The 12,144-nt window shown below is 37.8% G+C and carries 10 protein-coding genes, 1 pseudogene and 1 riboswitch; of the genes and pseudogenes, 7 read left to right on the top strand and 4 right to left on the bottom strand.

Annotated features, from left to right (window positions below; all coding sequences use genetic code 11):
* Positions 1-7: 7 nt before the first annotated feature.
* The 5 genes from hutH (at position 8) to spoIIP (ending at position 5,018) form a co-directional block, all read left to right on the top strand.
* Positions 8-1,486, top strand: coding sequence for a histidine ammonia-lyase (gene hutH, locus AAFN87_RS13210; protein WP_347791551.1), 1,479 nt, complete (start codon positions 8-10; stop codon positions 1,484-1,486).
* A gap of 276 nt (positions 1,487-1,762) precedes the next feature.
* On the top strand, positions 1,763-2,641 hold the full coding sequence (locus AAFN87_RS13205) for a 5'-3' exonuclease (protein ID WP_347791550.1): 879 nt from the start codon (positions 1,763-1,765) through the stop codon (positions 2,639-2,641).
* 97 nt (positions 2,642-2,738) lie between these two features.
* A riboswitch (TPP riboswitch) is annotated at positions 2,739-2,843 on the top strand.
* Positions 2,844-2,940: 97 nt separating this feature from the next.
* On the top strand, positions 2,941-3,432 hold the full coding sequence (thiW, locus tag AAFN87_RS13200; RefSeq protein WP_347791549.1) for an energy coupling factor transporter S component ThiW: 492 nt from the start codon (positions 2,941-2,943) through the stop codon (positions 3,430-3,432).
* A gap of 157 nt (positions 3,433-3,589) precedes the next feature.
* Entirely contained in the window at positions 3,590-4,129 is a 540-nt protein-coding gene (locus AAFN87_RS13195) for an RNA polymerase sigma factor (RefSeq protein WP_347791548.1), read from the top strand.
* On the top strand, positions 4,119-5,018 hold the full coding sequence (gene spoIIP, locus AAFN87_RS13190) for a stage II sporulation protein P (RefSeq protein WP_347791547.1): 900 nt from the start codon (positions 4,119-4,121) through the stop codon (positions 5,016-5,018). Before AAFN87_RS13195 ends, spoIIP begins: the two co-directional genes overlap by 11 nt.
* Positions 5,019-5,062: 44 nt before the next feature.
* Here spoIIP and AAFN87_RS13185 read toward each other — a convergent pair whose 3' ends face one another.
* The 3 genes from AAFN87_RS13185 to AAFN87_RS13175 all read right to left on the bottom strand — a co-directional run bounded on the left by AAFN87_RS13185 (position 5,063) and on the right by AAFN87_RS13175 (position 7,967).
* A complete protein-coding gene (locus tag AAFN87_RS13185; protein ID WP_347791546.1) occupies positions 5,063-6,043 on the bottom strand; it encodes a papain-like cysteine protease family protein in 981 nt (326 codons plus the stop codon).
* 136 nt (positions 6,044-6,179) lie between these two features.
* A complete protein-coding gene (locus tag AAFN87_RS13180; protein WP_347791765.1) occupies positions 6,180-6,695 on the bottom strand; it encodes a C39 family peptidase in 516 nt (171 codons plus the stop codon).
* Positions 6,696-6,914: 219 nt separating this feature from the next.
* A complete protein-coding gene (locus AAFN87_RS13175; protein WP_347791545.1) occupies positions 6,915-7,967 on the bottom strand; it encodes a serine hydrolase domain-containing protein in 1,053 nt (350 codons plus the stop codon).
* A 569-nt stretch (positions 7,968-8,536) separates the two neighbouring features.
* Between AAFN87_RS13175 and AAFN87_RS13170 the strand changes: the two are divergent.
* Positions 8,537-8,742: pseudogene (locus tag AAFN87_RS13170) on the top strand (transposase family protein); the annotation flags it as partial.
* Between the two features lie 426 nt (positions 8,743-9,168).
* On the opposite strand, the gene AAFN87_RS13165 reads toward AAFN87_RS13170, so the two are convergent.
* A complete protein-coding gene (locus AAFN87_RS13165; protein ID WP_347791544.1) occupies positions 9,169-9,486 on the bottom strand; it encodes a thioredoxin family protein in 318 nt (105 codons plus the stop codon).
* Between the two features lie 253 nt (positions 9,487-9,739).
* On the opposite strand from AAFN87_RS13165, the gene AAFN87_RS13160 reads away from it, so the two are divergent.
* Positions 9,740-12,124, top strand: a complete 2,385-nt coding sequence (locus AAFN87_RS13160) for a 3-hydroxyacyl-CoA dehydrogenase/enoyl-CoA hydratase family protein (protein ID WP_347791543.1) — start codon at positions 9,740-9,742, stop codon at positions 12,122-12,124.
* Positions 12,125-12,144: the final 20 nt, after the last annotated feature.

The following is a 12,144-nucleotide window of genomic DNA, read 5'->3' as shown; positions in this document are numbered from 1 at the left end:
TTACAACATGATTCTATTAAATGGCAGCGAGTTAACACTAGAACAAATGAAAGACATTTTATTTAAAAATGAAAAGGTCGCAATTGATGATACGGCAAAAGAGCGCGTAAGAAAAAGTCGGGCTCGCGTAGAAAAAATCGTAAGTGAAGATAAAACAGTATATGGCATTAACACTGGCTTCGGAAAATTTAGTGATGTGAAAATTGCTGAATCGGAAGTGAATAAATTACAAGTAAATTTGATTCGATCACATGCATGTGGTTTTGGTGAATTGTTCCCAGAAGTCGTTGCTCGTGCCATGGTAGTCTTAAGATTAAATGCGTTATTAAAAGGTTTTTCGGGTATTCGATTAGAAGTGCTTGATTGTTTAGTGTTTATGATTAATGAAAAAATCCATCCAGCCATTCCGCAACAAGGCTCGCTCGGGGCATCAGGGGATTTGGCACCACTTTCGCATTTAGTGTTGACGTTAATTGGCGAAGGAGAAGTGTTACGTGACGGGCAATTGATTGCTGCTGCGGATGTTTGGAAGGAATATAGTATGGAGCCAGTCAAACTACGGGCAAAAGAAGGGCTTGCACTAATTAATGGGACGCAAGCAATGACGGCACAAGGAGTTGTCAATTATATCGAAGCAGAAAAGCTTGCATATGCCAGTGAGTGGATTAGTGCAATGACGCTAGAAAGCTTACGCGGAATAAAAGATGCGTTCCATCCTGCTGTTCATGAGGCACGAGGTTTTCAGGAGCAAAGCGAAGTCGCTGGGCGCATGCGTGATTGGTTTGAAGGTAGTTCATTAATAACATCACAAGGCGACATACGAGTGCAAGATCCATACTCGCTGCGCTGCATTCCACAAATTCACGGAGCAAGCTGGCAAGTATTAAACTATGTGAAAGAGAAGCTAGAAATTGAAATGAATGCGGCAACAGATAATCCACTATTATTTGATGAAGATGATTTAGTTATTTCAGGTGGCAACTTCCACGGACAACCGATTGCTTTTGCGATGGATTTCTTAAAGATTGGTGTTGCAGAATTAGCAAATGTTTCAGAGCGCCGAATTGAGCGTTTAGTGAATCCAGCTTTAAGTGAAGGACTACCACCATTTTTATGTGCAGATCCCGGACTAGAATCAGGAGCTATGATTTTACAATACGCGGCAGCTAGTCTTGTTTCAGAAAATAAAACGCTTGCCCACCCTGCCTCAGTAGATTCGATTCCTTCCTCTGCCAATCAGGAGGATCACGTCAGCATGGGGACGACGGGTGCGCGGCATGCGTATAATATTATTGCGAATACGCGTCGTGTCCTCGCGATTGAAGCCTTCTGCGCGTCACAAGGTGTTGAATATCGCGGTGTTGAAAAAATGGCACCGAAATTGTATAAACAGTGGCAACAGATTAGAGAAATTGCTCCTGCTATAACAGAGGATCGCATTTTCAATAAGGATGTAGAAGCAATTGCCGAATACTTGATGCCTTGATTTTAATTTTTATGTGAGGATTCTAGAATTTTATGTGTGGTTACTAGAAAGCTGTGCGGTTATTGGTCGCTTGCGTGCGGATAGATTTGGGTTGAGTGCGCTTTCCGACTGCTTGCGTGCGGATAGACTCGGTTTGAGTGTGCTTTCCGTTAGCCTACATTTGTTACACTCTACATTCGTTCACGTAAACATTGCGCTTATTTCTTAGGAAATATATTACTCAATCGATTATAATGAGGTTTTGCTATAATAGTAGTATAAAACGGAGGTACATTTATGACAAAACCACATTTACTCGTAGTAGACGGAATGGCATTACTATTCCGCTCATTTTTCGCGTCTGCTGCGATGAACCAATTTATTCGTATGGAAGACGGCACGCCGACAAACGGGGTACAAGGCTTTGCGAGGCATGTATTAACGGCACAAAACATGATGAAACCAACACATATGGCCATTTGCTGGGATATGGGCATGCACACATTCCGCAATGATTTATTTGATGGCTATAAAGCGAATCGTCCTGCACCACCAGAAGAGATGCTTCCTCAATTCGATATGGCGAAAGAAGTATCGGAAATGATAGGCTGGCAAAACTTTGGAATTAAAGGTTTAGAAGCGGATGATTTAATTGGCTCGATGATTGAAAAATGGAAGGATGACGCAAATATTACGGTCATTAGTGGCGATAAAGATTTACTACAGCTGCTGAATCCTTCAACGACCATTGCTTTTACCAAAAAAGGCTATACAGAATACGATGTCTACACAGAAAGCCGCTTTGTAGAGGAATACGGTATTTCTCCAAAGCAATTTGCAGAAGTGAAGGCATTTATGGGCGATTCGAGTGACGGCTATCCAGGCGTAAAAGGGATTGGTCCGAAAACAGCGCTCCAGCTCATTCAAGCGCATAGCTCTATTGACGGTGTTCTAGCTGCAATTGATACTTTAAAACCTGCGCAGCGTACAAAAATTAACGATAATGTAGACATGCTCAAACTATCGCATCAGCTCGCAACAATAAATTGCGCAGCACCAATTGACGCGGACTTGGCTTCATTGCAGCTGTCATCTTATGAACAAAATACATTTGCTAAATTAGAAGACAATGGATTCCGATTGATTGCAAAACATGCGCGCTCGTTATATTTTTAGGTAACAGCTCGTAATGTAGTTGAAAATCCAAAATATAAAAAAAACGATTGACTATATTTGGTACTATGAAATAATAGGAATGAAAATTAAATCGCTTCAACACCACTAGGGGAGTCTTTGGAAGGCTGAGACGTATATAGTATACGGACCCTTTGAACCTGATCTAGTTCACACTAGCGTAGGGAAGTGGCGACACTTGTTGTTGTATTGCTTTTTTATAATATACAATTCAAGGCCGCTACCTTCTTTGCTGAGGGGAAGCGGCTTTTTTTTCGATATTATGAAAAGGAGTGATTTGTTTGTCAATTCGTAAGTTAACGATTATGGCACTATTAGTAGCTATAGCTGTAGCGGGTTCCACGTTTGTAGCAATTCCAACAGGTATAGCAAGGGCCTATCCTATTCAACATGCCATTAATGTAGTGAGTGCTATTTTGCTTGGACCTGTGCCTACTGTAGCGATTGCTTTTGTAACAGCTATTATTCGAATCCTTACAGGTACAGGCTCTTTATTAGCTATTCCGGGCAGTGTAATTGGTGCTCTTTTTGCGGCGCTTGCGTACAAGTATAGCAATAAAATGTGGCTAGCGAGTGCGGGGGAAATAGTCGGTACAGGTATTATTGCTTCGTTAGTGGCAGTACCTTATGCAAAGTTATTAATGGGAACATCTGTAGCAGCTCTCTTCTTCATGCCTGCCTTCTTAATGTCGAGTGTGACGGGCGCAGTGTTAGGGATTATAATAGCAAGTAGTTTACGTAAAACAGTATTTGCTAAACAATTTACTAATTGAAATTCAAGCTTTTCTCAAACATTCTAACAAAATACTTCTATATATTTATAAAGCAGAGTATAGAAAAATATGCTCTGCTTTTTTTGATGAAAAAAATTGTAACCTTTTTTAAACCTCAAACGAATAATAAGTGAATATATAACGAGGGGGGAAAAGTTTGATTGACTTGCAAAACTTGGAGTCAAGTATCGTTGTAATCTACAATGACCATTATTTAGACGTTTATAGATTTCTTGTTTGCTTCACAGGAAATCAGAACGATGCGGAGGATTTGACCCAAGAAGTATTCATTCGTGTATTAAAAAATCTTTCTAATTATAATAGTGGACATAAATTGAAAACGTGGATATTTTCGATAGCAAAACATGTAGCTATTGACCATTATAGGAAAAAGAGATTCGCCTCTGTTTTTAAGGATGGATTTTTTAAACAGTTAGCGTCAAACGATAAAAAGCCTAACGAAGCATTCGAAATAACTGAAATGAAACAATTTGTACACGATGCAATAGCCAAATTAAAACCTAGTTATAGATCAGTTGTCATACTTCGTGGCATTAACGAATTTTCCGTTAAAGAGACTTCTGAAATTCTACAATGTAGTGAAGCAAAAGTGAAAGTAGATTACCACAGAGCCCTGAAAGACCTCAAAAGAAAACTAAATATTGATACAGAGGAGGTTTTGATCAATGCAAAATGAAAAAGATTTATTTAATTTGATTAAGGAAATTTATCCTCAAAATCCAAGTAAGGATTTTATTGTATCAACTGAAAATAAACTAAGACAACATGCAAGAAGTATGAATAGAAAATCGAAAGTAAAAAAGGTATTTGCAATATCAAGTGGCATTTTGCTTTTTGCGTTTACTTTTTCTTGGTTATTCTTATTTAGTGGAAAAGATGTAATGACAGCGGTAATAAATGGATTTGGAGAGGAATCTATGTCCGCCACTATTGAGAAAAATGATCCATTAGTGTTTATTTATCACTCACATAATATGGAGTCATTTATTCCTGAGATCAATGGAAAAGCCCCGAATTATCAAGTAATTAGTGAGACTAAAAATGTAACACTAATTGGTAAGGAGTTAAGTAGAGCACTGAAGGATAATAATATAAATTCAATCCACGATGGTACGAATATCGCTGAAGTTTTAAAGGAACGAAATTTATCATTTGCCGATTCGTATATTGTATCAAGAGAACAATTACAAAATGGGTTGGATGCTAACAAGAGCATTAAGATGGTTTTTGATATTCACAGAGATTCTCAAAATAGAAAGGCTACGACAATTAACATTAATGGACAAGATTATGCGAGAATTGTATTTGTTGTATCAACAATAAGTGATAACTATAAGAAAAACAGGGACTTTGCAATGCTTCTTCATGAAAAATTAGAAGAATTATATCCTGGATTATCGAGAGGGGTAGTTGAAAAAGAAGGAAAACCTCGAAATACGTATAATCAAGATGTGCTAGATAATTCATCCCTATTAGAAATTGGTGGAGTTGAAAATACGCTAGAAGAAACATATAGAACTACTGAGGTACTAGCTAAGGTAATAAAAGAAGTAATTGATATGTAAATAAAAATGCTCCCGTCTCTTTATGCAGAGCCGGGAGCTTATTATTATTTATTGTAATCCACAACAAGGAATGGTTGTAGTTGGAATGGTTTCGGTGCGATATTACGGTCGTTCCATTGTGCGAACCAGCGCTCTAATGGATAGAAGTAATAACCATCTTGCCAATGATCTGATGTATCATACGGGTCAGCAAAGATTAATACATCATCACCAATACTAGGTGTGCCGTTATTGTCGTAGCCAATAATTGCTTGCCAATGACCGTCCCAGTCCGTCCATTCAACCATTATTGGTCGATCGTTTTTTAAATGGTTTGTCAGCCATTTTACGAAATAACTATCTTTTGCATCTTCAACCCAAGCTTCTGTATCATCTGTATTTTCAGATGAATATAAGCTGTTCCAAGTGAATGTTGCAGGTAAATTTCCGACATTATTTTCTGTTGCACCGCTGTCTGGTTGGATTAAATCGGCATCAGTATAGTTCTCACGATAGCTAGTTTCTACAATTTCAAAGCCGTCTAAGCTTGCGAAAAAGTCGTGTAGCTGGCTAACATCTGAACCGTATTCATGGAAGTTGTTTGCAGAGCCAGGTAATGCCCCTTCTACATCTAAATCCGTCATCGCTTTCATTTGCACTGCGATATCCATTTCTGTCATTTCATTAAAACCGAAATGATTAGCGACCATTAAAGCTGTCGCAGGACCACATGACCATTCCGTCGTTTGGATGAATGTTTCAAAGTTTTCGATAATAGTAAGTTGATCATCTGATTTTAAATTGTAAAAATCAGGTGCTTTGTAGTAGCGAGATTGTGAGTTGTCGCCAGCATTTGCATACGCATCTGCTCCAGCCATTTCATCGTAATCTTCGCCTTGAATTAATTTTGGTTTAACTGCCACAGTAGTTTCGGCTGACGCTTTTGTGTCTACTTCCGTTGCTGCTACTTTCTGTTCTAATTCTCCCGATGAGCATGCACCGAGGAACATTGCAGATAGTAAAACTGCTGTAAGGGTTCTTTTCATTTATCACTCCGCCTTTAAAAATTATTCGTGCTAGGCACAAGAATTTATTATATACAAAATAATTTCACAAGCAAGAACATTTTTTAAAGTGCCAAAAATAATAAAAAATGCAACAGCTTTGAACGATGCTGTTGCATTACTTTTTAGGTTCAATTTTCACGAAGCTTATTACTTTACGGTTATCATCATAGCGGAAAGAACGAATTTGACTTTCTCGATTGCGCCCACCATTATCATGAATAATTAAATATAATTGGTCGTCTTTAATTTCATAACCAATGAGCGGAACCCAATGGTATTTAAAAAGTGGTTTTATTTTCGGAAACCACTGAAACGTAAAATATTGATCGAACTTCATTGCGACGGGATACCCATGACGCAGTTGTTCAATAGCCTCTGAAATGGTGCAGCTTTCAATACAAAAATCATCGCCTAAAGAAGCTCTCAAATTTTTAATCATGCGCCATTTGAACAAACCAATTTTTGTGCCACCTAAAAGTTTATAAAGTTCATTGACATCTTTTTTGGCGATGGCATGATTTGCACAAACATGATTTAAAATTACATGAGCTGTAGTTGGACCACATGCAGAGTTTTGGTACTCTAAACGAACGTTTTCACTATATTGCGACATACCTATGACATTTAACATTACACCCAAATTGCCACCTCCTCAAGCAATTTCTTCATCCAGCAAACGGTGTGAAAAAAAACAAATACTATCCCCATTTTATTCATATATATATGCACAATGATACAGGCATAGTACTAAAAGCGGGGATTTATTTGCGGAATTATATAAAACAACACGGTTATTACGGTATAAGATTTCTTGGATAAACGTCACAATTCCAAGTTGGATTTGCAAAGGCTAAACATAACGCTTTTCAGACAAAAGAGATTTATATATTTCGCCTATAATTCCTTGCATTTGATGAACACCTAATTCTGAATTCGTCATAATAACGGCACCTTCTTGTAAATAAGGAAACGCGACCATCATACATTGGAAACCTACTCCCCAACCAAGTGATGAAATTTCTAGTTCTTTTTCAGCGCATTCAAGAAACATACCTAGTCCAGTCCAATTTTTACCTCTTTGTGGGTTTATCATTTCTTTTGCTAAATTTTCCGAAATGCCAACCTTGCTTGCCCCTTTTACAGCATTCATGAACTCAAGTACTAATTCAGCTAAATCTAAAGAAGTTGTCCATAGTCCTGAGGCTGCTGGATAAGGATATATAGGAAATTTATCAGCTACTAATTCCCCGTTTTTGTTATGCCCACACGCAAAATTCTCTTTATCCACTTCCGACATTGTAGGATAAAAATAGCTATTTATCATTTCTAGGCGATCAAATATTTGCTCTTTCATAACTTGATGAAACGGTTTTGCAGTAACATCTTCTATCAGTTGTTGAATAATACAAAAACCTGCATCCGAATAGTGGAATTCACTCTCAGGATCACACTGCACTTCAATAGGGATTTTACAATAAGCTGTTTCTCCCTTTAATAATTCAACCATCGAAGGAATTCCTGTTTTTGGATTCAGTACAGAAAAACTATCTTCAGGATCCTTTATACCAGATTGATGACTTAGTAAGTTTCTCAATGTAACTTTTTTATTTTTAGTAAATACATTTTCTGGTACTTTCCGCGATATAAGACTTTCATTTACATCGTCATCTAAATCAAGCAGTCCATCTTCTACTAACTTAATTGCAAGCATTCCTGTTAAAAACTTGCTAATTGAACACGCACTAAAAATAGAATTTTTATCTACTTTTCTATTGCTTTTCACTTCTAATAAGCCGTAATTTTGAGTTCCGATGATTTGACCGTTTCCAAGCAATATGATGCTAATACCTGTAACGTTAAAAAATTGCATTCGTTCTTCAATGTTAATATTCTTTAATTCCATATGAATTCTCCTCATTTAGTAACATTAATAAAATTATAACACGAATGTATGTTCTCTTGGTGTTTATTTATTGAATTGGATATTATTAACTAAGTACTTGTGGCATTCAGTATATCCATTTACTATTTGTTTCTCTCTTAATATCACTGATTGAAATCTTGTTTCTATAATATTTGTTGGGGTGTTCACACAGTTTCGGACAAAAAAAGCACAAGCTCACTCTTTTTTATATACTTGAATTGACTAGAAACAAGAGATAAAAAGGTGAGTTGTGCTATATGAATATTAATATGAATGTCCCAGGATTAAAAAATGTCATCATTGATCAGATAGAAGAACGCAAAGGAGCGTATCGTATTTTCTGGTTCATCACTTTAACTTGGGGTTGATTTCCGTTCCAGTTGAGCGCTTTCCGGGGGGCGTCTGATGAGCCGCTTCCCTCGCAAGCTCAGTCCAGGGTCTCATCTAGGACGCTAATCCCCCAGGAGTCGCCCAACCTCCACTCCAATCAACACTCACATTTTTTTATAAATTTCCATCCCTGATTTTTGTTGATGAAATTTTTATACAAAAAAGAACGTACTTGCCCGGCTTGTGGTCAAAAAACTAGTAAAGTACATGATTATCGGATGCAAAAAATTAAGCACTTAAAATGGTTTAAACGCTTACGATTTTATTTTATAAGCGCCGTCGTTATGCCTGCATATGTGGCAAACGGTTTTCCGAGAACACAATTTTTATAGACCGCTATCAGCGCTTTTCTAAGGAATGGAATTAGGTTGTTCGTATTCGTTCACGGAAGTATGAACATTTCAAAGCAAAGATATTATTGAATTATGTATATAAAAATGTAGGAATGTATCTTGGTTAGAAAGATTACGTTGATTGGAGCTCAGGGCAGCCGACTTCTGCGGGAACAGCACGGGCGGAAAATCAAATTTTTTCGGTCCCATCCGAAACAATTTAGTTGGAGCCGTGCCCGCGAAAAGCGTGCTGCCCTGAGTGGAAATCAACCTCTTTCGCAAGAAAGAGTGCAGTGAAAGTATTCACTACACCCCAACATTTGAATTAGAACCTAAATCTTTATTGTTGTAAAGTTTAAGCTAATATAGCAATAAAAAAGAGACACTCATCCTTATGGAATTGTGTCTCAAATTATAGCTAGATTTACTAATTTCTAATGAGTACTGCTTAATAAAATTTACACTTGTGCATCTAAAAATTCAGTTACTTGTGCTGGTGATTTTGCGTTGGCACTATGTAAGTGAGCCAACTTTTCGCCATTTTTGAAGATTAATAATGATGGGATGCCCATTACTTGATATTTTTCAGCAAGCTCAGGGAAGTCATCACGGTTAATTGAGTGCCAAGTGTATTGGCTGTATTCTTCGATAATTGGATCAATAAACATATCCATACGTGTGCAGTCAGGGCACCAACCAGCGAAGAATTTAATAATAACAGCCTTGTCAGATGATGTAATGTCGTTAAATTGTTCTAATGTAGTAATTTGTTCCATTGTATATCACGCTCCTTATAAACAAGTGTACACATTTTCGGCAAGTAGTGGAAGAATTTTGACTTCGTTTGTAATGATTCAATAACAATAGCATTCTAGTTTAACTGAATTAATTTTTAGAAAATACTGAAAAAAAGATTGCTAAAATTGACAAAATAAACTACACTAAGAGCAGAAATACTGATTGAAGTTTTTTTTTAGTCTCAAAATGAATGACCGTTCATTCAAAAGATTTCACAAGGGGGAATTGCTCGTGGCTTACAACATTAAAAAAGCAGCCGTTTTAGGCTCAGGGGTTATGGGTTCAGGTATTGCAGCACATTTAGCAAACATCGGAATTCCAACATTACTATTAGATATTGCACCGAAAGAGTTAACGGCGGAGGAACAAGCAAAAGGGTTAACGCTTGAACATATAGCGGTGAAGAATCGCTTCGCACAAGGCGCACTGCAAAAGCTGTTAAAGCAAAAGCCCGCACCACTTTCATCAAAGAAAAACCTTGCTTTACTAACACCTGGGAACTTTGATGATGATTTAGAAAAACTAAAAGATGTGGACTGGATTATCGAAGTAGTTGTTGAAAACTTAGACATTAAAAAAAGCTTATACGAAAAGATTGATGCAGTGCGTAAGCCGGGGACAATTATTACATCTAATACGTCAGGTATTAGTATTAATACAATGGCTGAAGGGCGTTCAGAAGATTTCCAAAAGCATTTCTTAGGAACGCATTTCTTCAATCCACCACGTTATTTAAAGCTACTTGAAGTTATACCAGCCGAGACGACTACACCAGAAGTCGTTGGATTTATGAAACACTTCGGTGAAGATGTGCTAGGTAAAGGGGTAGTTATTGCAAAGGATACACCAAACTTTATCGCCAACCGTATCGGCACTTATGGCTTAATTGTTACGATGCAGGAAATGGAGAAGCGTGGATATTCTGTAGGGGAAGTCGATTCTGTTACGGGTCCATTAATTGGCCGTCCTAAATCAGCCACTTTCCGAACACTCGATGTTGTAGGGCTAGACACATTTGCCCATGTAGCAAAAAACGTGTATGACCAAACGATGGGAGCAGAACAGCAAGTATTTGCGGAATCTCCAGTGCTGAAAAAAATGATCGCCAACGGTTGGTTAGGTGCTAAGTCAGGCCAAGGTTTCTTCTTGAAACAGGGCAAGGACATTTTGGAACTGAACTTAGATACATTTGAATATGAGCCAGTCAAAAAGTTAAAGACACCTTCTATTGAAATGGCAAAGCAAACACGTGGCTTAGCAAATAAAGTGAAAGCACTTGTGTACGCAAAAGACCGTACTGGGGAGCTATTGTGGAATATTTTCGCACCAACACTTCTGTACTCAGCGCAGTTGCATGGGGAGATTGCAGACGATATCGTAGCGATTGATAACGCATTGAAATGGGGATTCGGTTGGTCACAAGGACCATTTGAAATATGGGATGCAATCGGCGTAAAAGATTCCGTAGCGAAAATGGAAGCAGAGGGACGCGACATTCCGGTATTTGTTAAAGGTTTACTCGACAAAGGCTTTGACGCTTTCTACAAAGAAATTGACGGCGATTTAGCATTTTATAATGGAACAGACTATGAAAAAGTGCCGGTAAACGAAAAAGTAATTGATTTAAAACGTTATAAGAAAAAGCATGGTGTTATTAAATCAAATACTGGTGCTAGTTTAATAGATTTAGGAGATGGCATTGCACTATTAGAATTCCACTCACAATCAAATGCAATTGGTTTAGATATTATTCAAATGATTAACTTTGCGATTGATGAAGTTGAAGCAAATTATAAAGGACTTGTCATCGGGAACCAAGGCAAAAACTTCTGCGTAGGTGCAAATTTAGGCATGATTTTAATGGAAGCACAGGACGATAATATTTTCGAATTAGATTTCGTCATTCGCTCATTCCAAAATGCGATGCGTCGTATTAAGTACAGCGCAAGGCCAGTTGTCGCGGCACCATTCCAAATGACTCTAGGTGGAGGTGCTGAAGTATGTTTACCTGCAGCACATATTCAAGCATCGGCAGAAACGTATATCGGTTTAGTTGAAGTAGGTGTCGGTTTAATTCCAGGCGGTGGTGGTAATGTCGGTCTTTATGAAAAGTTCATAAAAGGCTTACCGAATGGTGTTGAAATTGACTATCAACATATTGCTAATAAAGTATTTGAAACGGTTGCCCTTGCCAAAGTTTCCACTTCAGGTGAAGAGGCACGTGAAAATAACTTCTTAAATTTCGCAGACGGCATTTCAGTTAACCCAGATCATCTTTTGTACGATGCAAAGCAAGCGGCATTAGCACTTTATGAGGCTGGCTATACACCACCACTGAAGCAAAAGGTAAAAGTAGTAGGAGCTCCAGGTTACGCTACATTATTACTAGGTGCGCAAGGGATGTTCCAATCAGGTTATATTAGCGAGCATGATTTAAAAATAGCGAAAAAGCTAGCGTATGTTATCGCAGGTGGCTTAGTACCATACGGAACAGAAGTAACAGAAGAATATTTATTAAACTTAGAAAAAGAAGCGTTTTTACAATTAGTCGCTGATCCGAAATCACAAATGCGTATGCAGCATATGCTTGTGAAAGGAAAGCCGTTACGTAACTAATAATTTCACTATTACTTGAT

The organism is Solibacillus sp. CAU 1738, from assembly GCF_039888725.1.
Classification (GTDB): domain Bacteria; phylum Bacillota; class Bacilli; order Bacillales_A; family Planococcaceae; genus Metasolibacillus.
Note: the sequence above shows the minus strand (reverse complement) of the source record. Positions and strands in the feature narration are given on the sequence as shown.

What these genes read in the sequence shown, in the direction of transcription:
- hutH (WP_347791551.1), top strand. Translation starts at nt 8, where the DNA reads ATGATTCTATTAAATGGCAGCGAGTTAACACTAGAACAAATGAAAGAC.
- AAFN87_RS13205 (WP_347791550.1), top strand. Translation starts at nt 1,763, where the DNA reads ATGACAAAACCACATTTACTCGTAGTAGACGGAATGGCATTACTATTC.
- spoIIP (WP_347791547.1), top strand. Translation starts at nt 4,119, where the DNA reads ATGCAAAATGAAAAAGATTTATTTAATTTGATTAAGGAAATTTATCCT.
- AAFN87_RS13185 (WP_347791546.1), bottom strand. Translation starts at nt 6,043, where the DNA reads ATGAAAAGAACCCTTACAGCAGTTTTACTATCTGCAATGTTCCTCGGT.
- AAFN87_RS13180 (WP_347791765.1), bottom strand. Translation starts at nt 6,695, where the DNA reads ATGTTAAATGTCATAGGTATGTCGCAATATAGTGAAAACGTTCGTTTA.
- AAFN87_RS13175 (WP_347791545.1), bottom strand. Translation starts at nt 7,967, where the DNA reads ATGGAATTAAAGAATATTAACATTGAAGAACGAATGCAATTTTTTAAC.
- AAFN87_RS13165 (WP_347791544.1), bottom strand. Translation starts at nt 9,486, where the DNA reads ATGGAACAAATTACTACATTAGAACAATTTAACGACATTACATCATCT.